The following is a 20934-nucleotide window of genomic DNA, read 5'->3' as shown; positions in this document are numbered from 1 at the left end:
AGGGACCGATGACCGACATCTCCACGCCGCGCACCCGCGCGCTCCTGCCGCTGCTGACCGGCATCCGCCACGGCAGCCGCAGCCACGTCACCTGCTACTACAAGTGCGGCAACGCCTGCGACGCCGCCGTCCCGAACCAGACCGGCAACCCGACGTTCGCCGAGGTCGTCGAGACCGCCTTCAGCCGCCGGAACGTGCTGAAGGCCGCCGGCGCGAGCGCGCTGCTGGTCGCCGCCGGGCCGGTCGCGTCCGCGGCCGCCCGGGAGCGGCAGCCGGTGCCGACCGGTGGCGGCGTCACCCGCGCCCCGGGGAGCGACCTGACGTTCCAGCCGGTCGAGCAGAACTTCCTCGACGAGCTGGTCACCGCGAACGGCTACCGGTACTCCGTGGTCATGCGCTGGGGAGATCCGGTGCTGCCCGGCGCCCCGCCGTTCCGCATCGACCGGCAGACCCCCGAGGCGCAGGCCATGCAGTTCGGCTACAACTGCGACTACATCGGCTTCCTGCCGCTGGACGACCGCGACCGGCAGGCGCTGCTCGTGGTCAACCACGAGTACACCAACGAGCAGCTGATGTTCGCCGGGGTCGCCGGCGAGTCCGCGCCGACGACGCCGGAGCAGAAGCGCATCGCGATGATGGCCCACGGCATCTCCGTCGTGGAGGTGCAGCGGCACGGGAAGACCGGCGAGTGGCGCCCGGTCCGCAACGGCCGGCGCAACCGCCGCATCACCACCGACACCCCGATGGAGCTCACCGGCCCCGCCGCCGGGTCGCCCTACCTGCGGACCAGCGCCGACCCCCGGGGGCGCACCGTCCTCGGCACGCTGAACAACTGCGCGGGCGGGATGACCCCGTGGGGCACCACGCTGCACGGCGAGGAGAACTTCAACCAGTACTTCGGCACGGCGACGCCGATCACCGAGAGCGCGAAGGAACCCCGGCTGGCGCGCTACGGCGTCTCGACGACGCGGCCGCCGGGCCGGCGCTGGGACGAGGTCGACCCGCGCTTCGACCTGGCCCGCGAGCCCAACGAGGTCAACCGCTTCGGCTGGGTCGTCGAGGTTGACCCCTACGACCCGACCTCGACGCCCAAGAAGCGCACCGCGCTCGGCCGGTTCAAGCACGAGGGCGCGAACGTGCAGATCGCCGAGGACGGCCGCGTCGTCGCCTACTCCGGTGACGACGAGCGGTTCGACTACATCTACAAGTTCGTCTCGCGGAAGACCTACCGGCCGGGCACCGACAGCGCCTCGCGGGCGCACAACCTGACGCTGCTCGAGGACGGCGACCTCTACGTCGCCCGCTTCGTCGGCGACTCCCCGACGGGGGAGATCGACGGCAGCGGCGAGCTGCCCGCAGACGGCGAGTTGGACGGTTACGGCGAGTGGATCCCGCTGGTGGAGGACGGCCGGGCGATGATCCCGGGCAAGGACGTCGCCTGGGTGCTCACCTTCACCCGCCTGGCCGCCGACCGCCTCGGCAAGCAGCTCGACGCCAACGGTGACTTCCCCGACCCGGCGAACCCGGTCGTCGTCGACGCCGCGCTGGTGCCGACCAAGATGGACCGGCCGGAGGACATCCAGGTCAACCCGGTCAACGGGCGGGTCTACGCGGCCCTGACCAACAACTCCAACCGCACCGGGGTGAACGGCCGGCCGGGCGCCGACGAGGCCAATCCGATCACCCGCTCGTACGCCTTCGAGCCGGCGGACGAGGAGGCGGGGACGCCGGCGACCTTCGAGCAGCAGCCGGGCAACCGCAACGGGCACGTCATCGAGTGGGAGGAGACCGGGTCGGCCAGCGGCACGTCCTTCACCTGGCGGATCTTCCTGGTCTGCGGCGACCCGCAGTTCCCGGGCACGTACTTCGCCGGGTACGACCGGTCCAAGGTCAGCGCGATCTCCTGCCCGGACAACCTGGAGTTCGACCCCGCCGGCAACCTGTGGATCTCCACGGACGGGAACGTGCTGTCGGTCCGCAACCAGGCCGTCGGCACCCTCGGCGGGACCAACGACGGGCTGTTCGCCGTGCCGACCGAGGGCCCCGAGCGCGGGTACCTCAAGGCGTTCCTCACCGTGCCGCTGGGTGCGGAGTGCAGCGGGCCGCTGATCACCCGGGACGCCCGGTCGGTGTTCGTCGCCGTGCAGCACCCCGGGGAGACCACGGGGTCGACGGTGGAGAACCCGTCGAGCAGGTGGCCGGACTTCCAGGCGTACCGGCCCTTCCCGCGGCCGAGCGTCGCCGTCGTCTATCGCACCGACGGCGGGCGCGTCGGCAGCTGAGGCCGCCCCCACCCGCCGATCATGGCGCGGTGACCACGGGATCGCCCCGATCCCCGGTCACCGCGCCATGATCGCGGTCACGGGTGGGCGGGAAGCAGGGCGTCGATGCGGCGGGCGAGTTCGAGGTCCAGCTCGCTCACCCCGCCGGCGGAGTGGCTGACCAGGGTCAGGTGCAGCGTCCGCCAGCGCAGGTCGACGTCGGGGTGGTGGTCCATCTCCTCGGCGACGTCGGCGATCGCCACGATCGCGGCGACGGCGTCGCGGAAGCTCGGGAGCTGGACGGTCCGGCGCAGGCCGTCGCCGCCCCCCGACCACAGCGGGAGGGCAGGCAGCGCCGCGGCGAGCTCGTCGGGGGACAGACGCGGTGGGCGAGGCACCGGCCCAGTGTCACGCCTGGGACGGCCTCGTTCCAGGGCTCATGGTGACGTGCTGGATCGAGGTCCTTCAGGTGTGGAGGCCGCACTCCGTCTTGGTGGAGCCCGCCCAGCGCCCGGCGCGCGGGTCCTCGCCCTGGGCGACCGGCCGGGTGCAGGGGGCGCAGCCGATCGAGCCGTACCCGATCTCGAACAACGGGTTGACCGGGATCGCGTGCTCGGCGATGTAGCGGTCGACGTCCTCCTGCGTCCAGGCGGCGATCGGGTTGATCTTGACCATCTCGCGCTTGGCGTCCCAGTCGACGATCTTCGTGCCCGCACGGGTGGGTGACTCGTCCCGCCGGACGCCCGACCCCCAGGCGACGTACCCCGACAGCGTCCGGGCCAGCGGCTGCACCTTGCGCAGCGAGCAGCACAGGTCGGGGTCGCGGTCGTGCAGCGCGGCGCCGAACTCGAGGTCCTGCTGCGCCACGGTCTGCTCGGGCTGGACGTTGACCAGCGTGATCGGCAGCACCGAGGAGATCCACTCGCGGGTGCCGATCGTCTCGGCGAAGTGGTAGCCGGTGTCCAGGAAGACGACGTGCACGCCGGGGATCGCCCGCGAGGCCAGGTGGGCCAGCAGCCCGTCGGCCATGGACGAGGTGATGGCGAACTCGTCGCCGAAGGTGTCGCCGGCCCACGTGAGCACGGCGAGCGCCTGCTCGACCGGGTCGGCGATGCCGTCGAACCACGCGTCGGCGGCCTGGGCCAGCAGCGGCGTCGGCCGCAGCGCGATGGTCATTCCTGCACCCCCGTGGCGATCAGGCGGACCGAGAAGGCCCGCAGGCACGCGCCGCAGCGCCACCCGTCCTCGTGCGGCGTCAGCTCCTCGTCGCCGCAGTACGGGCAGTGGAACACCGGCAGCTGGCGGGCCCTTCCCGACGTCGGCTCCTCGGTCACAGCAGCCACTCCTCGTCCGCCCGGGACACGTAGTGGGCGAACGACTCGCCCGGCGTCCGGCGGTCGAGGAAGCCGCGGAGCACGCGCTCGCAGTAGTCGGCGGTCTCGGCCTTGGTCACCTTGTGGCCGCGGAACTTGCGGCCGAAGGCGGCCTCCACGCCGAGGTGGCCGCCGAGGTGGACCTGGAAGCCCTCGACCATCTCGCCGCTCTCGTCGCGGACCATCGAGCCCTTGAAGCCGATGTCGGCGGTCTGGAACCGGGCGCAGCTGTTCGGGCAGCCGTTGACGTTGATGCCGATCGGCACGTCGAAGTCGGGCAGCCGCTTCTCGAGTTCCGCGTAGAGATCCTGCGCGTGCTGCTTGGTCTCGACGATCGCCAGCTTGCAGAACTCCAGCCCGGTGCACGCCATGGTCCCCCGGCGGAAGGCGCTCGGGCGCACCTGCAGGTCGTGCTCGGCCAGCGCCTCGACCAGGGCCTCGACCTTCTCGTCCGGGACGTCGAGGATGACCAGTTTCTGCTGCGTCGTCGTCCGGATGCGCCCCTCGGCGTACTCGTCGGCGAGGTCCGCGATCGTGGTGAGCAGCGAGCCGCTGATCCGGCCGGTGCGCAGCGCGAACCCGACGGCGTTGCGGCCGTCCTTCTGCCTGCTCACGCCGACGTGGTCGCGCTGGTCGTGCTTGGCGGGGGCGGGGGCCGGGCCGTCGGGCAGCTGCTCCTCGAGGTACTCGTCCTGGAGCACCTGCCGGAACTTCTCCGGGCCCCAGTCGGCCATGAGGAACTTGATCCGGGCCCGGTTCCGCTGGCGGCGGTAGCCGTAGTCGCGGAAGACGGCGGTGCAGGCGGCCCAGACGTCGGTCACCTGGTCGGGCCGGACGAAGACGCCGATCCGCTGGGCGAACATCGGGTTGGTGGAGAGCCCGCCGCCGACCCAGAGGTCGTAGCCGGCCTCGCCGGCCTCGTTGACGACGCCGACGAACGAGACGTCGTCGATCTCGGGCTCGGTGCAGTGGTCGACGCAGCCGGACATCGACGTCTTCCACTTGCGCGGCAGGTTGCTGAACTCGGGGCTGCCCACGTACTTGGTGACGGTGTCGGCGATGACATCGGTCGCGTCGATCACCTCGTCCTCGAGGATGCCGGCCAGCGGGCAGCCGAGCATGACGCGCGGCACGTCGCCGCAGGCTTCCATGGTGGAGAGGCCCACCGACTCCAGCCGGCGCCAGATCTCGGGCACGTCCTCGATGCGGATCCAGTGGTACTGGACGTTCTGCCGGTCGGTGACGTCGGCGACGTCGCGGCCGAACTCGGTGCTGATGCCGCCGAGCACGCGCAGCGCGTCGCTGGTCAGCTGCCCGCCGTCGATGCGGGCCCGCATCATGAAGTAGGAGTCCTCGAGCTCCTCGGGCTCCAGCACGGCGGTCTTGCCGCCGGGGATGCCCTGGGCCCGCTGGGTGTAGAGGCCCAGCCAGCGCATGCGACCGCGCAGATCACCCGGGTCGATGCCGTCGAAGCCGGTCTTCGAGTAGATGTCGAGGATCCGCTGCTGGACCTCGAGGCCGTCGGAGTCCTTCTTCATCCGCTCGTTGGGGTTGAGCGGCTCGCGGTAGCCCAGCGCCCACTGGCCCTGACCGCGTTGCGGCCGGTTGCTGGTGCGGGTGGGGGTGCTCACGTGGCGTACTTCTTCCTGCGCTCGCCGACCGCCCGGCAGCCGGCCGGGGTGGGAGGCGCTGCTGGTTCGGGGCGCAGCGGGACAGCTGCGCGGAGGACCTGGGTCAGCGCAGGGCGCGACAGGCGGCGCTGGAGACGAGCGCCAGGTCGATGTGCAGGCGCGCGACGAGGAGGCTGCCGCGGTCCGTCATGCCGCCGATCCTCCCACATCCCGCGCGACCGGGTGCGGAGCTCACCCGACGGGGGCGGGCCCGGCGCCGCTCAGCGGGGTGCGGGCTCGCTGAAGGACCGCCACGCGGTGTCGATGGCGACCAGCTCGGCGGCGTGCGAGGGGAGCTGCCCGGCGACGACGTCGGCCACGGTGACCCCCTCGAGCACCCGGCGGTAGGCCTCGCGGGCGGCGACCCAGACCTCGGCCAGCCCGGCGGCGGCGCCCGGGTAGGTGACCTCCTCCGGCCGCTGGCCGTGCACCTCGGCCAGGAAGCCCTGCTCGACCCGCATCACGCGGGCGATGGAGATCTCCGATGCGGGCAGGGCCAGCCGGTACCCGCCGTCCCGGCCGCGCTGGCTGGTGACCAGCCGAGCGTGCTGCAGATCGGCGAGGATCGCCTGCAGGAAGCGGTTCGGGATGCCCTGGGCGGTCGCGATGCGGTCGCAGGTGAGCGCCCCGGGCGCCGCCGCGGCGAGCTCCACGACGGCTCGGACGGCGTAGTCGACCCGGGCGTTGATGCGCACGCTGCCCATACTGCCGCCATCTGCGAGAGTGCCCCGGTGTTCCGGCTGCGTTTCACCGCGTTGGTGGAGGCGCCGTTGACCGTGGCGTTCGACGTCGCCCGGGCGCTGGGCCGCCCGTGGCCGTTCCCGCTGGAGGAGGTCGTCTCCGTGCGTCCGGAGCACGACGTCTTCACCGCGCCGTTCGGCGCACGGGGCCGGGTCGCGCACTCGCGCCGCTTCACCCCCACCGGCGCCGGCACGCGCGTGGACGAGCAGGTCGAGTGGGAGAGCGGGCTACCCGGTGCGGTGGGCGCCGTCGTCGACCGGGTGGTGCTGCGCCCGCGGGTGGCCCGCGCGATGCGGGCGCACCTGGACGCCCTCGCCGCCGGGGCCGCGCTGCGGGCGCGCGAGGTGGTCCAGGTCGTGGGTGCCGCGCTGGTCGAGGGGGACCGGGTGCTGGTGGCGCAGCGCACGGGCGGGCCGTACGACGGGTGCTGGGAGTTCCCCGGCGGCAAGGTCGACCCGGGGGAGAGCGATCTCGCCGCGCTGGTCCGCGAGTGCGCCGAGGAGCTCGGGGTCGCCGTCGCGCCGCAGTCCTTCCTCGGTGAGGTGCCGCTGGACGGGGTCGTCGCCGGCGGGGCCCCCGGGGCCTCGACCATGCGGGTCTGGTGGGCGCGGATCACCGACGGCCGCCCGGTGGCGCAGGAGCACGCCGAGCTGCGGTGGGTGGGCGCCGCTGACCTCGACGCGCTCGACTGGATCCCCGCCGACCGCCCGTTGCTGCCCGCCGTCCGGGCCGTCCTCGCCGCGCGCTGACGTCACGTCCCCGCAGAGGGCGCGGAAACGCGACGGGCGCCGCTCCCCGGTCGGGAGCGGCGCCCGTGCCGACGTCGTGGAACGGTCCCGTCGCGAGCCTGCGAGCAGCGGGCGCTACTTCTTGAAGGCGTCCTTGACCTTCTCGCCGGCCTGCTTGAGGTTGCCCTTGGACTCTTCCTTCCTGCCCTCGGCCTGGAGATCGCGGTCGTCGGTGGCGTCACCCACCGCCTGCTTCCCCTTGCCGGACATCTCCTCGATCTTGTTCGTCAGCTTCTCCGTGCCGCTCATCGCGTGGTCCCTCCGGTCGTCGTCGGCTGCCTGGGGGCACCGGTACCCCGTCCGTGACCCGGCGACACGGCTGCCGGAAAGCCTCCGGCGCAGCCGACGAGGGGGCTGGAGGACGGCCCGCCGGACGGCCCGTGCGGCGTGGAAGTTACGGTTGCAACGCGGATCGTGAGCCCAGGTCACAAGTCGGTGACGTCCGTGGACACCCCCTCCGAGGCGTGCCTAGGGTCCACCCGTCGCAGTCTGCGGTCCCCCGTGGTCCGGCTGCGTCCGGCTCGAGACCAATCAGTCGTCCACTCGCCCGCGGGGCCTGGTCGACCTGTCCGTTCCCCCCGCAGACGCGGGACGAGGGAGGCATTGCACGTGAAGTTGAGCAAGCGCAGAGGTGGGCTCGTCGCCGCAGGCGTCGCCGCCGCGATGATGCTGTCCGCCTGTGGTGGCAGCGACGACAACGGCGGCGAGGGCGGCACCGCCGCCGAGGGTGGCGGCTCGTTCAGCGTCTACGTCGGTGAGCCGGAGAACGCCCTGGTCCCGGGCAACACCACCGAGAGCGAGGGCCACCAGGTCATCTCCTCCCTGTGGACCGGCCTGATCGAATACGCCGCCGACGGCGCCGTGGAGTACACCGGTGTCGCGGACTCGATCACCTCCGAGGACAACACCACCTGGACCATCGAGCTGAAGGACGGCTGGACCTTCCACGACGGCACCCCGGTGACCGCGCAGTCCTTCGTCGACGCGTGGAACTACACCGCCTACAGCCCGAACGCCCAGGGTGCGTCCTACTTCTTCTCGAACATCCTCGGGTACGACGACCTGCAGGCGCCGACCGACGAAGAGGGCAACGTCACGGGCGACCCCGCCGCCGAGGAGCTCGGCGGGCTGCGCGTCATCGACGAGAACACCTTCGAGGTGGAGCTCGCCGAGCCGTTCGCCCAGTTCCCGGTGACCGTCGGCTACAACGCCTTCTGGCCGCTCCCCGAGGCCTTCTTCGAGGACCCCGAGGGCTTCGGCGCCCAGCCGATCGGCAACGGCCCGTTCCAGGCCGAGGGTGAGTTCGTCCCCGGCCAGGGCATCACCGTCACCCGGTACGAGGACTACGCCGGCGAGGACCCGGCGAACGCCGAGACCGTGGAGTTCCGGGTCTACGCCGACCTGAACACCGGCTACAACGACCTGCAGGCCGGCAACCTCGACGTCCTGCCGGACCTCCCGCCTGACGCCATCGCCTCGGCCGAGGACGTGCTCGGTGACCGCTTCCTCGAGGCGCCGTCCTCCGGGTTCACCTACCTCGGGTACCCGACCTACGACGAGCGGTTCTCCGACCCGCGCGTGCGCCAGGCGCTGTCCATGGGCATCGACCGGCAGGCGATCTCGGACGCCATCTTCGCCGGTAGCCGCGAGCCCGCCGACGCATTCGTCGCGCCCGTCGTCGACGGTTACCGCGAGGGTGCCTGCGAGTACTGCGATCTGGACGTCGACGCCGCGAACGCGCTCCTGGACGAGGCCGGTTTCGACCGCAGCCAGCCCGTCGAGCTGTGGTTCAACGCCGGCGCCGGCCACGACGCGTGGGTGCAGGCCGTCGGCAACCAGCTCCGCGAGAACCTCGGCATCGACTACGTCCTCCGGGGCGAGCTGGACTTCGCCGAGTACCTGCCGCTGCTCGACGAGCAGGGCGTGACCGGTCCGTTCCGCCTCGGCTGGGCGATGGACTACCCGAGCCCGCAGAACTACCTGGAGCCGCTGTACTCCACGGCGGCGCTGCCGCCGGCCGGTTCGAACGCCACGTTCTACTCGAACCCGGAGTTCGACGCGCTGATCCAGCAGGGCAACAGCGCCGAGAACAACGAGCAGGCGATCGAGTTCTACAACCAGGCGGAGGACATCCTGCTGGAGGACATGCCGAGCATCCCGATGTTCTTCGACGTGGAGCAGGCCGCTCACTCGGAGAACGTCAGCGACGTCGTGATCGACGTCTTCGGTGACATCGACATCGCCAACGTGGTTCCCGTCAGCTGACGCGACCGCACACCGCAGGCCGCCGCCGGGGACCCTCGCCCAGACCGGGCAGGGCTCCCCGGCGGTCGGCCGCTCGGGCTCGTCCCGCATCATGGACGACGCGTCCGCGCCCACGACAGGGGCCGGCGTGTCCTGACCGAGGAGCGACATGGGCCGCTACATCGCGCGCCGCCTTCTACTCACGATCCCGGTCATGCTCGGGGCCTCCTTCCTGATCTTCGCGCTGGTCTACGCGCTGCCGGGCGACCCGATCCGGGCCCTGGGCGGTGACCGACCGCTCGCGCCGGCCGTGGTGGCCCAGCTGACCGAGGAGTTCAACCTCAACGACCCGCTGTGGCTGCAGTACGTCAAGTACGTGGGGGACCTGCTGCAGGGTGACTTCGGCACCGACTTCCGCGGCCGTGAGGTGCTGGACACGATCACCCAGCGGATGCCGGTCACGGTGAAGCTGGCGCTGGTCGCCATCACCTTCGAGATCCTCATCGGCATCGTCGCCGGCGTGATGGCCGGCATCCGCAAGAACGGCTTCTTCGACAACGTGGTGCTGGTGAGCACCACGCTGATCGTCTCGATCCCGATCCTGGTGCTCGCCTTCATCGCGCAGTTCACCTTCGGGCTCCAGCTGGGCCTGTTCCCGATCGCCGGCGTCAACGACGGGTGGTACAGCTACCTGCTGCCGGGTCTGGTGCTGGCCGCCGGGTCGCTGGCCTACGTGGCCCGGCTGACCCGGACGAGCATCGCCGAGAACATGCGGGCCGACTACGTGCGGACCGCGCGCGCCAAGGGCCTGCCCCGCCGGGACGTGATCGTCCGGCACACGCTGCGCAACAGCCTGATCCCGGTCGTCACGTTCATCGGCGCCGACATCGGCACGCTGATGGGCGGCGCGATCGTCACCGAGACGGTGTTCAACCTGCCGGGCATCGGCCGGGCGGTCTTCGACGCCGTGCGGGCCCAGGAGGGCGCCGTCGTCGTCGGCATCGTGACGCTCCTGGTCTTCGTCTTCATCTTCTTCAACCTGGTCGTCGACGTGCTGTACGCCGTCCTCGACCCGAGGATCCGCTATGAGTGACCCGAAGCTGACCGCCGTCGGCCACGACGAGGTCGGCGCCGGCGCCGTGACCGGTACGCACGACGAGGAGGCGGGGGCCCGCCAGAACAGCCTCTGGAGCGACGCCTGGCGCCAGCTCCGGCGCAACGTCCTGTTCTGGATCGGCGCCGTGCTGGGCCTGCTGTTCGTCGGGATGGCGCTGCTCCCGGCGGTCTTCGCCCGCGGCGTCGACCCGCGGTCGTGCAGCCTGTCCAACTCCAACGCCAGGCCCTCGGCGGAGCACTGGTTCGGCTTCGACCAGCAGGGCTGCGACTACCTGGCCAACGTCGTCTACGGCGCCCGGAACTCGCTGATCATCGGCCTGCTGGCCGTGATCGTGATCCTGGTGCTCGGGGTCCTGGTGGGCGCCATCTCCGGCTTCTACGGCGGTATCACCGACAGCATCCTGAGCCGGATCGCCGACATCTTCTACGCGCTGCCGCTGATCCTGGGAGCGCTGGTGGTCCTGCGCAGCGGCATCCTCGGCCGCGGCGTCGTCGCGGTCGCGATCGCGCTCGCCCTGTTCGGCTGGATGACCGCCATGCGGCTGGTCCGATCGCAGGTGATCGCGATCAAGAGCTCGGACTACGTCGCCGCGGCCCGGGCCATGGGTGCGTCCGACACGCGCATCCTCGTGCGGCACATCCTGCCCAACGCCGTGGCGCCGGTCCTGGTCTACGCCACGATCACCATCGGCATCCTCATCGCCGCGGAGGCGACGCTGACCTTCCTCGGGGTGGGCCTGCAGCCGCCGGCGATCTCCTGGGGGCTCCAGATCGACACCGGGCAGTCGTTGCTGCGGACCGCGCCGCACGCCGTCCTCTTCCCGAGCCTCATCCTCACCCTGACGGTGATGGCCTTCGTCCTCATGGGTGACGCCCTGCGCGACGCCCTCGACCCGAAGCAGCGTTCATGAGCACCGCGTCCACGTCCCTCCCGTCCGGCCCCGCCCCGCGCGGCGCCGGGGCGCCCGTCCTCGAGGTCGACGACCTGCGGGTGCAGTTCCGCACCGAGTCGGGGCTGGTGAACGCCGTCAACGGCGTGAGCTACACCGTCTCGGAGCGGGAGACCCTCGCCATCCTGGGCGAGTCCGGCTCGGGCAAGTCCGTCTCCGCACAGGCGATCATGGGCATCCTCGACTCGCCGCCGGCCGAGATCACGAGCGGACGCATCGTCTTCGAGGGGCGTGACCTGCTCACGCTGCCGGAGGAGGAGCAGCGCAAGGTCCGCGGCCCGGGTATCGCGATGATCTTCCAGGACGCGCTGTCCTCGCTGAACCCGGTGTACAGCGTCGGCTTCCAGATCGGCGAGATGTTCCGGGCGCACCGGGGCACGTCGCGCAAGGAGGCCAAGCAGAAGGCCGTCGAGCTCATGGACCGGGTCCGCATCCCGGCCGCCAAGCAGCGGGTGGACGACTACCCGCACCAGTTCTCCGGCGGCATGCGCCAGCGGGTCATGATCGCCATGGCGCTCGCGCTGGACCCGCGCATCCTCATCGCCGACGAGCCGACGACCGCGCTCGACGTCACCGTGCAGGCCCAGGTGATGGACCTGCTCAAGGACCTCCAGCGGGACACCGGGATGGGGCTCATCCTCATCACCCACGACCTCGGTGTGGTCAACGAGGTGGCCGACAACGTGGCCGTCATGTACGCCGGCCGCATCGTCGAGCGCGGGACGGTCGACGAGGTGTTCGGCAACCCCGCGCACCCCTACACCGACGGGCTGATGCGCTCCATCCCGCAGGTGGAGGTCAAGGGCGGCCGGCTCCAGCCCATTGGGGGGCAGCCGCCCAACCTCGCCGCCATCCCGTCGGGCTGCCCCTTCAACCCGCGCTGCCCCCGGCGCCGGACCGGCGCGGAGGCCGCCACCGGCCGCGACTGCGTCGCCGACGTCCCGCCGCTGCGGCTGGTCGTCCCGGGGCGCGAGGCGGCCTGCCACTACAGCGAGGAGGTCCTCGGTGTCTGACGCCGTCGACGCAGCAGCCGACCGCCCGGTGCACACGCCGGGCGAGGTGCTGCTCGAGGTCAAGGACCTCAAGAAGCACTTCCCCCTGACCCAGGGCATCGTCCTCAGGCGCACGGTCGGCCACGTCCGCGCGGTCGACGGCGTCAACCTGACGCTGCGCCGGGGTGAGACCGTCGGTCTGGTCGGCGAGTCCGGGTGCGGCAAGTCGACGGTCACCAAGATGCTGGTGGCCCTCGAGAAGCCGACCAGCGGGCAGATCCTCTACAAGGGCGAGGACGTCACGAAGATGAGCGGCCGCGCGCTCAAGCAGTACCGGCGCGAGGTGCAGATCATCTTCCAGGACCCGTACGCCTCGCTGAACCCGCGCATGACCGTCGGCGACATCGTGGCCGAGGGCTGGTCGGTGCACGCCGACATCGCGCCGAAGAAGGGGCGGCTGCAGCGCACGCAGGAGCTGATGGAGCGGGTGGGCCTCAACCCCGACTTCGTCAACCGGTACCCGCACCAGTTCTCGGGCGGGCAGCGGCAGCGCATCGGCATCGCCCGGGCCCTCGCCCTGCAGCCGGAGGTCATCGTCTGCGACGAGCCGGTGAGCGCCCTGGACGTCTCCGTCCAGGCGCAGGTCGTCAACCTGCTCGAGGACCTGCAGAACGACTTCGGGCTCTCCTACCTGTTCATCGCCCACGACCTGTCGGTGGTGCGCCACATCTCCGACCGCGTCGCGGTGATGTACCTGGGCAGCATCGTGGAGGAGGGCACCGACGCGCAGGTCTACGGCTCTCCCGCCCACCCGTACACGCAGGCCCTGCTCTCGTCCGTGCCGGTGCACGAGCCGCACCTGCGCGGGCTCAAGGAGCGGATCCTGCTGCAGGGTGACGTCCCGAGCCCGGCCAACCCGCCGTCGGGGTGTCGCTTCCGCACCCGCTGCTGGAAGGCCCAGGACATCTGCGCCACCGAGCCGCCGGCCCTGGTCGACCGCGGGCAGGGCCACCCGTCGGCGTGCCACTTCGCCGAGGCGCGCGCCGTCGTCCCCACGGAGGGCTGAGCCCCCGCGCCGGCGTCGGTCACGCGGACCCCGCTGGGATCAGGTGACCTGATCCCGGCGCGTCCTCCCTCGCGGTCCGCGGTGGGGGAGGACGCGCTCCGGTGGGGGTGGACGCGGGTGCGGCCCGGGCCTGCGCGCGCCGCGGACCGCCTCGGGGAGAATGGCCGATCGTGACCGCTGACCGACGCCTGCTGCTCGTCCACGCGCACCCCGACGACGAGACGATCAACAACGGGGCCACGATGGCCCGGTACGTCGCCGAGGGCGTCGGGGTCACCCTGCTCACCTGCACGCTGGGGGAGGAGGGCGAGATCCTGGTGCCCGAGCTGGCCCAGCTCGCCGCCGACCAGGCCGACCAGCTCGGCGGCTACCGGATCTGGGAGCTGCGCGAGGCGATGGCCGCCCTCGGGGTCGAGGACGTCCGCTTCCTCGGCGGACCCGGGCGGTACCGCGACTCGGGGATGATGGGGACGCCGGCCAACGAGCACCCGCGGGCCTTCTGGAACGCCGACCTCGACGAGGCGGTGGCGCACGCCGTCGCCGTGGTGCGCGAGGTGCGCCCGCAGGTCGTCGTCACCTACGACGAGTTCGGCGGGTACGGCCACCCGGACCACATCCAGGCGCATCGCGTGGCGATGCGGGCGGTCGAGGCCGCCGCGGACCCGGGCTACCGCCCCGACCTCGGCGCGGCGTGGGAGGTGGTGAAGGTGTACTGGAACGCCATGCCCCGCTCGGTGCTGCGCGAGGGCATCGAGGCCATGGCCGCCCTCGGCGAGGCCTCGCCCTTCGAGGGGCTGGGCGATCTCGACGACATCCCGTTCGTGGTGCCCGACGAGGTCGTCGCCTGCGCCGTGGACGCCCGGGCGTACGCCCGCCGCAAGGACGCCGCCATGCGCGCCCACCCCACCCAGATCACCGTCGACGGCCCCTTCTTCGCGCTGTCGAACAACCTCGGCCAGGAGGTGCTCGGCGTCGAGTACTACCGGCTGGTCGCGGGGCAGCGCGGCCCGGCCACCGGTCCCGACGGCCGGGAGGACGACCTCTTCGCCGGTCTCGAGGGGTGAGCGGCCGGGGGCCGGGCACGGTGGCCCTGGGCGTCGTCGCCGTCGTGGTCGCGGCGTGGCTGGCCGTCGTCGAGGTCCTCTGGCTGCCGCTGCGCGTCGGCGGCGTCCTGGTGCCGGTCTCGGTGGTGGCCGCGGTGGCGGGCAACCTGCTGCTGGTCGGCGCGGCGCTGCGGCTGAGCGGGTCCAAGGTGGTCGCCGCCCTCCCCGCCGTCACGTGGCTGGTGGTGGTGGTCGCGGCCGTGGCGCGGCGGCCCGAGGGGGACCTGCTGCTGGTCTCCGGCGGTGCGCTCGGCCTGGTGAGCACCGCGTTCCTGCTGCTGGGCGTGCTCGCCGGCGCCCTCGCGCTGGGGCTCGCGCTGGGCACACCCGCCCGCCGGATCAGCTCGGCGGGGCCCACCGGTAGTGGTAGCGGTGGTGCGTAGGTGTTCCCCAGCCGGGCGTAGAGGGCCAGCGCCGGGGTGTTCGACGCGGTCACCTGCAGGAGGCAGGACGTCGCCCCGCGGGTGCGCGCCTCGGTGGCCAGCGCCGCCATCACCGCCGTCGCCAGGCCGCGCCGCCGGTAGGGCTCGTCGACGGTCACGGCGCTGACCACGAGGCAGCCGCCGCTGACCACGCCTCGGGCGACCGCGGCCGGCCGGTCCGCCGCGGGGTCGGGCCGCACGGAGGCGAACAGCGGCCGCTCGGCGTGGCGCAGGACGGCCGCCGCGATGGCCGGGAGGGCCGCGCCGCGGTGCCGGTAGCCGGCCAGCCACACCTCGTCGGGGGCGTCGTCGAGCAGCACCGGGTCGTCGGCGCCGGGCCAGGGGCCGGCCGGCCCGACGAGCACCAGCGTGTCCTCGTCGCGGGTCCAGCCGGCGGCGGCGAAGGCGGCGTCGGCGGCCTCGCCCCCGGGGGTCGGGACGGCGGCGCAGGCGCGCAGCCCCCGGTCGGCGTACCAGGCGGTGACCGCGGCGACGGCGGCGCGCAGGCCCTCCGGCGGATCCCCGGTCACGAGCACGGAGTTGGCCCGGCCGGTGAACCCGCCGCCGGCGCGGAGCAGCCAGTCGCCGTAGGGCTCCTTCTCCAGCCCCCGCCAGGTGCGGGCGGCCAGACGTTCCAGCTCGGCGACCCGGGTGGTGGCGGCGGCGGTCACGGCGCCGATCATGGCGTCCGGCACCGCCGGGGGTGGAGGCGCCCCTGCTCAGTCCCGCCGTGGTGCCGCGGCGGGCAGGGGGCGGGCGTTGAGCCAGCCCAGCACCCGCTCGGCCGGCATGGGCCGGGAGATGTGGTACCCCTGCGCGACGTCGCAGCCCCACTCGCACAGCGCGCCCAGCGCGTCGGCGTCCTCGACGCCCTCGACGACCATGCTCATCCCGAGGTCGCGGCTCAGCTGCAGGGTGCTGCGCACGATCGCCGCCGCCCGCGGGTCGGACGTCAGGTGGGTGACGAAGCTGCGGTCGAGCTTGAGCTCGTCCACCGGCAGCGCCCGCAGGTAGGAGAGCGACGAGTACCCCGTGCCGTAGTCGTCCACCGACAGCCGCACGCCCAGCCGGCGCAACCCGGCCATCACCTGCTGGCTGCGGGCGGCGTCGGCCATCAGGACGTCCTCGGTGATCTCCAGGACCAGTGAGCTCGCCGGCACCGAGCAGGTGTCGAGCAGCATCTCCACCTGCTCGGGCAGGGCGACGTCCTGCAGGTTGGACACCGAGAGGTTCACCGCGACCGACAGGTCGTGGCCCTGCGTGCGCCAGGTGTGCAGGTCCCGCAGCGAGCGCTCGAGCACCCGCAGCGCCAGCCGGCGCATGAGGCCGGCCTGCTCGGCCAGGGGCAGGAAGACGTCGGGGTAGAGCAGGCCGCGGTCGGGGTGGTCCCAGCGGACCAGTGCCTCCACCCCGGCGACGGACCCGGTGCGCAGGTCCAGCTGGGGCTGGTAGTGGTTGACGAGCTCCTCGCCGTCGAGGGCCGATCGCAGCTGCTCCAGCGTCTGCAGCCGGTCGCGGGTGGCCGGGGTGCCGTCGGGGGCCCACACCTCGTAGCCCCGGCGCCCGCGCTTCGCCGCGTACATCGCGGAGTCCGCCCGGGCGAGGAGCAGCGAGCGGTCACGGCCGTGGTCGGGGCAGAGGGCGATGCCGATGCTGGCGTCCACGTGCAGCGACATGCCGGCCAGGACGAAGGCGTCACGCAGCGCGGCGCCCAGCCCGTCGGCCACCTCGCGGGCCCGGTCGGCGTCGGCGTCGGGCAGCAGGACGGCGAACTCGTCACCGCCCATGCGGGCCAGCAGGTCGCCGGGGCGCAGCGTCCGCTCCAGGCGGGGGCCGACCAGGCACAGCAGGTCGTCGCCGACGCTGTGCCCGAAGCTGTCGTTGATCTCCTTGAACCGGTCGAGGTCCACCATGAGCAGGGCGCACCGCCGGGCGCGGTCGCCGTGGACGGTCGTCTCGACGGTCTCGATGAACTTGCGGCGGTTGGGCAGGCCGGTGAGCGGGTCGTGGTGGGCCTCGGTGGCCAGCTGGGCCAGGCGCTCCTGCTCGGTGGCGCGCAGCTCGGCGTTCTCCACGACCAGCGCGCCCTCGAGGGTGACCTGCCGGACGGCGTCGCGCACCGAGGGGCTCCAGGTGCGGCTGCTGCCGACCGATCCGGTGACGACCAGGCCCAGGAGCCGGTCGCCGGACATCAGCGGCACGCTGATCCAGGAGCTCACCCCGAGGGTCCGCACGAGGTCCGGGTCGAGCAGGTCGGTGCTGGTCGCGTCCTCGACGAAGACGGGGGCACACTCCTCCGTCGCGAGCCGCCACAGGGGCACGCCGGACGCCGGCCGGCCGACCAGCCGGTCCTGCACGACCTGCTTGTGCTCCTCCGGCCAGTCGACGTGCCGGACCTCGCGGATGCGGTCGTCGCCGTCGACCAGGTAGGCGGCGCTGCGGTCGGTGCCGGCCAGCCGCTGGACGGCGCGGGCCACCACCTCGGCGGCGGCCGCCGCCCCGGTGACGGCCGAGCCGTCGACGAGCAGCTGCCGGACGACCCGGGCGGTCGCGAGCGAGGCCGCGCGGGCCTGGCTGGTGCGGGCCTGCTCGATGACGCCTCCCAGGTGGGCACCGGCGGCGGCGGCCAGCCGGCGGACGTCCTCGGAGAACGGCCGCACCTGGGTGCTGTCCAGGGTGAGGACCCCGGCCAGCTCGGGGCTGCGGCCGAGGGGGACGGCGAGCGCGGAGGCGATCTGGAAGGAGTCGACCCACCACCCCGAGACCAGGTCGGAGTCGCGGTCGGCGGTGAGCGGGTTGCCGGTGCGCAGCACCGTCTCGGCCAGCTCCAGGGCCACGGGTGCGGCGCGGAACTGCTGCCAGGTGGCGAGGTCGCGCCGCCCGTCGGCGTAGGCCGCCATGCGGGGCACGAGGCGGCCGTCCTCGAGGAGGAAGACGCAGGCGCGCTCGACTCCGCCGAGCTCGGCGAGCTGGCGGCAGGCCGAGCCGAGCAGGTGGTCCATCGACTGGGCCTGCGCGGCGGACTCGATCAGCGTGAGCAGGACGCCGGCCTGGTCCAGCCGGCGCTGCTGGGTGCGGCGGGTCCAGGCCTCGGCCAGCGCGGCGGCGATCCGGGGTGTGACCTGGCGCAGCAGGTGGGGGGCCGCGGCGGCGGCGGGCTCGACGGTCAGGACGCCGACGACCTGCCCGTCGAGCAGCAGCGGTTCGCCGTGGCCCGAGCGGATGCCGACCTCGGCGAGCTGGCGGTCCTCGGCGCGGCGGCCGTCGGCGTGGGCGACGACGGCCTGGCGACCGGTGACGACGGCGGACAGGAAGGGGGAGTCGCACAGGTTCGCGGGGGTCCGCAGGGCCGGGTGCAGGGGCAGCGGGTCGCGGGTGGCGGCGGTGGACTGGCGGAACGGGACGACGAGCTCGGTGGTGGCTTCGTGCACCCACACCGACACCCGGGTCGCACCGGAGGACGCGCGCAGCCGGGCGAGCAGGTGCAGCAGGGTGGCGTGGGCGTCGAAGGGCGACGCCGGCGGCTCGAACCGCGGCGCTGCCTCGTCCTGCGTCGTCCCGGGCACGAGGTCGAGATCGGCGTCCGGGCCCGGTGCTTGAGCGGCGGGCGGGGGCCCACCCCCCTTGGGGGGACACCGGGGGCAGCCGGTGCGCGGCCCGCCGCGGTGCCCCGGGCGGGGGACCCGTCGGGTGGCCCGTGGCACGGGAACCGGCGCCGGAGGTGATACTAGGTGCGCATCTGGCACGACCGGCCCCGGCCGGCGCGCCGCCCGAGCGTCCCCGGGAGGGAAACCCCGTGACCTACGTCATCACCCAGGCCTGCGTCGACGTTCTCGACAAGGCGTGCATCGACGAGTGTCCGGTGGACTGCATCTACGAGGGCGACCGGATGCTCTACATCCACCCCGACGAGTGCGTCGACTGCGGCGCGTGCGAGCCGGTGTGCCCGGTGGAGGCCATCTACTACGAGGACGACGTCCCGGACAAGTGGAAGGACTTCTACAACGCCAACGTGGAGTTCTTCTCCGACCTGGGCAGCCCGGGCGGCGCCGCGAAGACCGGGAAGATCGACAAGGACCACCCGCTGGTGGCCGCGCTCCCGCCCCAGGGCGAAGGTCACTGACCGCTCCGGTCCCCGGCGCGCCGCGGGCGCTGCCGGACTTCCCCTGGGATTCCCTGGCGGGTGCACGGGCGCGGGCCGCCCGGCACCCGGGCGGCGTGGTCGACCTGTCGATCGGCACGCCGGTCGACAGCACACCCGCGGTGCTGCGCGAGGCGCTCGCCGGGGCGGCCGACGCCCCGGGCTACCCGACGGCGCTCGGCACCGTGCCGCTGCGCACGGCTGCCGCGGGCTGGCTGGCGCGGCGGCTGGGCGTGCACGTGGCCGACCCGCTGGGCGCGGAGCCCTCGCTGATCCCGACGGTCGGCTCCAAGGAGCTCGTCGCCCTCCTGCCCACCCTGCTGGGGCTGCAGGGCGGTGCGAGCACCGTGGTCGTCCCGGAGGTCGCCTACCCGACCTACGAGGTCGGCGCGGTGCTGGCCGGCCTCGCGGTGCGCCGGAGCGACACCCCGCCGGCGGACGCGGCCGGCGTCTCGCTGGTCTGGCTGAACTCCCCGGGCAACCCCCACGGCCGGGTGCTGACGGTCGACCAGCTGCGCGCGTGGGTCTCCTGGGGGCGGGCGCACTCCGTGCCCGTCGTGGCCGACGAGTGCTACATCACGCTGGGCTGGGACGTGGAGCCCCGCTCGATCCTGCACCCCGACGTCGCCGGTGGGGACCACACCGGGCTGCTGGCGGTGCACTCGCTGTCCAAGCAGTCGACGGCGGCCGGCTACCGGAGCGGCCTGCTCTCCGGCGATCCGGCGCTGGTGCGCCGGATCTGGGAGGTGCGCCGCCACCTCGGCCTGCTGGTGCCTTCGCCGGTGCAGGCCGCCATAGCGGCCGCGCTGGACGACGACTCCCACGTCGACGCCCAGCGCGAGCGGTACCGCCGGCGGCGCGATCGGCTGGCCGCCGCGGTGCGCGCGGCCGGGATGCGCATCGACCACTCGGAGGCGGGCCTCTACCTCTGGGCCACGCGCGACGAGGACTGCTGGGCGACCATCGAGCGGCTGGCTGCCCTGGGCATCGTCGCCGCTCCGGGCAGCTTCTACGGCCCGGCCGGCGCCCGGCACGTCCGGATGGCGCTCACCGCGGCCGACGAGCGGATCGACGCCGCGGTGGAGCGCCTGACCGGCTGACGGGCGACGCCGGGCCGCCGACCGCACCGCACGGACGCCGTCTCCTGCTGCAGCACGGGGGCGGCGACCCGTGGACGAGGCCGGTGCCCGGGGCGGGACCTCCGTCGTCGTGGCCGGGACGGCCGGGCGTCGGGCACCCGCGATCGCTCACCGCCGCGTCGAGGCCCGGATCACGTGCACGGCGGCTCGGCATGCGCACCAGGGCGCAGCGCGTCGGCGAGCTCCTCGGCGAAGGCCGACCACTTGCCGTAGGCGAGCGGGAAGGCGCTGCGCTGGACGGCGTCTGCGACGAGCGTCAGCTCCCCGGTCTCCCAGGCCGGGACCCGCACCAGGCGGTCGTAGAACTGGCCGGCTGCGTAGGCCGGGTCCTGCACCTGCTCCGGTGTGCCCCAACCCTGCGAGGGCCTCTGCTGGAACAGGCCGAGGGAGTCCCGGTCGCCGTGGTCGAGGTTGCGCAGCGTCGACTCCTGCATCGCCGTCGCCAGCGCGATGACGACGGCTCGCTCCGGCAGCCCGCGAGCGCGGCCCACCTCCGCGATGGTGGCGGCGTTCTGCACCTGCTCGGCGGAGAGGGTCACCGACGAGCCGGGCAGGGTGCAGCTGCCCGAGGTGGGGATGTCCACGGTGACGTCGGTCCGCCAGGCGGCGACGACGAGGATGGCGCCGACCAGCAGGGCCGGCCACCACCGCAGCACCCCGGTGGCGCCCGACGGGCGGCGGGTCCTCCCGCGCGAGCGGCGGCCGCTCGACCGGCGTGGGCCACGTCCGCCCGGCCGTCGGCGGGCCGCGGTGCGCGGCCGTGCCGCGGCACCGTGGGTCGCGGGTCGGACGCTGCTCATCGCCTGCCGACTGTAGGTGCCGGACCTGACGGTTCCCTGCACGCGGCCGCGCTGCCTCGCCGGGTGACGGCGGAACGGCCACCCTTCGGGGGCTCGCGCCGATAGCGTGTGCGCGCCGTCGAGGAGGA

19 protein-coding genes and 1 pseudogene are annotated in these 20934 nt (G+C 73.3%); 11 read left to right on the top strand and 9 right to left on the bottom strand.

Going from position 1 to position 20934, the window contains the following annotated elements:
* The first annotated feature begins 8 nt into the window (after positions 1-8).
* Positions 9-2282, top strand: a complete 2274-nt coding sequence (locus QOZ88_RS15220; RefSeq protein WP_306000588.1) for a PhoX family protein — start codon at positions 9-11, stop codon at positions 2280-2282.
* 77 nt (positions 2283-2359) lie between these two features.
* On the opposite strand, the gene QOZ88_RS15215 is transcribed toward QOZ88_RS15220, so the two are convergent.
* From QOZ88_RS15215 to QOZ88_RS15195, 5 genes are all read right to left on the bottom strand, one after another.
* Entirely contained in the window at positions 2360-2659 is a 300-nt protein-coding gene (locus QOZ88_RS15215; RefSeq protein ID WP_306000587.1) for a 4a-hydroxytetrahydrobiopterin dehydratase, read from the bottom strand.
* A gap of 67 nt (positions 2660-2726) precedes the next feature.
* A complete protein-coding gene (locus QOZ88_RS15210; protein WP_306000586.1) occupies positions 2727-3437 on the bottom strand; it encodes a phosphoadenylyl-sulfate reductase in 711 nt (236 codons plus the stop codon).
* The gene (locus tag QOZ88_RS15205; RefSeq protein WP_306000585.1) at positions 3434-3595 is read right to left on the bottom strand and encodes a hypothetical protein; all 162 of its coding nucleotides are present in this window, start codon (positions 3593-3595) and stop codon (positions 3434-3436) included. The genes QOZ88_RS15210 and QOZ88_RS15205 overlap by 4 nt, the downstream gene beginning before the upstream one ends.
* On the bottom strand, positions 3592-5265 hold the full coding sequence (locus tag QOZ88_RS15200; RefSeq protein WP_306000584.1) for a nitrite/sulfite reductase: 1674 nt from the start codon (positions 5263-5265) through the stop codon (positions 3592-3594). The genes QOZ88_RS15205 and QOZ88_RS15200 overlap by 4 nt, the downstream gene beginning before the upstream one ends.
* Before the next feature lie 260 nt (positions 5266-5525).
* On the bottom strand, positions 5526-6008 hold the full coding sequence (locus QOZ88_RS15195) for an RrF2 family transcriptional regulator (protein WP_306000583.1): 483 nt from the start codon (positions 6006-6008) through the stop codon (positions 5526-5528).
* Between the two features lie 27 nt (positions 6009-6035).
* On the opposite strand from QOZ88_RS15195, the gene QOZ88_RS15190 reads away from it, so the two are divergent.
* Positions 6036-6794 carry a (deoxy)nucleoside triphosphate pyrophosphohydrolase gene (locus QOZ88_RS15190; protein WP_306000582.1) on the top strand — a complete coding sequence of 253 codons (759 nt, stop codon included), beginning with the start codon at positions 6036-6038 and terminating at the stop codon, positions 6792-6794.
* Between the two features lie 114 nt (positions 6795-6908).
* Here QOZ88_RS15190 and QOZ88_RS15185 read toward each other — a convergent pair whose 3' ends face one another.
* Entirely contained in the window at positions 6909-7082 is a 174-nt protein-coding gene (locus tag QOZ88_RS15185) for a CsbD family protein (protein ID WP_306000581.1), read from the bottom strand.
* Positions 7083-7442: 360 nt separating this feature from the next.
* Here QOZ88_RS15185 and QOZ88_RS15180 point away from each other — a divergent pair, with 360 nt between their 5' ends.
* From QOZ88_RS15180 to QOZ88_RS15150, 7 genes are all read left to right on the top strand, one after another.
* Positions 7443-9098 (top strand): peptide ABC transporter substrate-binding protein, encoded by a 1656-nt coding sequence (locus tag QOZ88_RS15180; protein ID WP_306000580.1) that lies wholly within the window; start codon positions 7443-7445, stop codon positions 9096-9098.
* A 148-nt stretch (positions 9099-9246) separates the two neighbouring features.
* Positions 9247-10170, top strand: a complete 924-nt coding sequence (locus QOZ88_RS15175) for an ABC transporter permease (RefSeq protein ID WP_306000579.1) — start codon at positions 9247-9249, stop codon at positions 10168-10170.
* The gene (locus QOZ88_RS15170; protein WP_306000578.1) at positions 10163-11104 is read left to right on the top strand and encodes an ABC transporter permease; all 942 of its coding nucleotides are present in this window, start codon (positions 10163-10165) and stop codon (positions 11102-11104) included. The genes QOZ88_RS15175 and QOZ88_RS15170 overlap by 8 nt, the downstream gene beginning before the upstream one ends.
* Entirely contained in the window at positions 11101-12156 is a 1056-nt protein-coding gene (locus QOZ88_RS15165) for an ABC transporter ATP-binding protein (RefSeq protein WP_306000577.1), read from the top strand. The genes QOZ88_RS15170 and QOZ88_RS15165 overlap by 4 nt, the downstream gene beginning before the upstream one ends.
* Positions 12149-13201, top strand: coding sequence for an ABC transporter ATP-binding protein (locus QOZ88_RS15160; RefSeq protein ID WP_306000576.1), 1053 nt, complete (start codon positions 12149-12151; stop codon positions 13199-13201). The genes QOZ88_RS15165 and QOZ88_RS15160 overlap by 8 nt, the downstream gene beginning before the upstream one ends.
* Before the next feature lie 170 nt (positions 13202-13371).
* The gene (gene mshB / locus QOZ88_RS15155) at positions 13372-14265 is read left to right on the top strand and encodes an N-acetyl-1-D-myo-inositol-2-amino-2-deoxy-alpha-D-glucopyranoside deacetylase (RefSeq protein WP_306000575.1); all 894 of its coding nucleotides are present in this window, start codon (positions 13372-13374) and stop codon (positions 14263-14265) included.
* The gene (locus QOZ88_RS15150; protein WP_306000574.1) at positions 14262-14687 is read left to right on the top strand and encodes a hypothetical protein; all 426 of its coding nucleotides are present in this window, start codon (positions 14262-14264) and stop codon (positions 14685-14687) included. The genes mshB and QOZ88_RS15150 overlap by 4 nt, the downstream gene beginning before the upstream one ends.
* A gap of 65 nt (positions 14688-14752) precedes the next feature.
* On the opposite strand, the pseudogene QOZ88_RS23265 reads toward QOZ88_RS15150, so the two are convergent.
* Positions 14753-15409, bottom strand: a pseudogene (locus QOZ88_RS23265) (GNAT family N-acetyltransferase); the annotation flags it as partial.
* Positions 15410-15445: 36 nt separating this feature from the next.
* Entirely contained in the window at positions 15446-18292 is a 2847-nt protein-coding gene (locus tag QOZ88_RS15135) for an EAL domain-containing protein (protein ID WP_306000572.1), read from the bottom strand.
* Positions 18293-18522: 230 nt separating this feature from the next.
* Between QOZ88_RS15135 and fdxA the strand changes: the two genes are divergently transcribed.
* Positions 18523-18849, top strand: coding sequence for a ferredoxin (gene fdxA, locus QOZ88_RS15130; protein WP_163611556.1), 327 nt, complete (start codon positions 18523-18525; stop codon positions 18847-18849).
* On the top strand, positions 18846-19967 hold the full coding sequence (gene dapC, locus QOZ88_RS15125) for a succinyldiaminopimelate transaminase (RefSeq protein ID WP_306000614.1): 1122 nt from the start codon (positions 18846-18848) through the stop codon (positions 19965-19967). Before fdxA ends, dapC begins: the two co-directional genes overlap by 4 nt.
* Before the next feature lie 170 nt (positions 19968-20137).
* Here dapC and QOZ88_RS15120 read toward each other — a convergent pair whose 3' ends face one another.
* Complete coding sequence (locus tag QOZ88_RS15120) at positions 20138-20806, bottom strand: hypothetical protein (protein ID WP_306000571.1); 669 nt, start codon at positions 20804-20806, stop codon at positions 20138-20140.
* Positions 20807-20934: the final 128 nt, after the last annotated feature.

Source organism: Blastococcus carthaginiensis (assembly GCF_030731085.1).
GTDB lineage: Bacteria > Actinomycetota > Actinomycetes > Mycobacteriales > Geodermatophilaceae > Blastococcus > Blastococcus carthaginiensis.
Note: the sequence above shows the minus strand (reverse complement) of the source record. Positions and strands in the feature narration are given on the sequence as shown.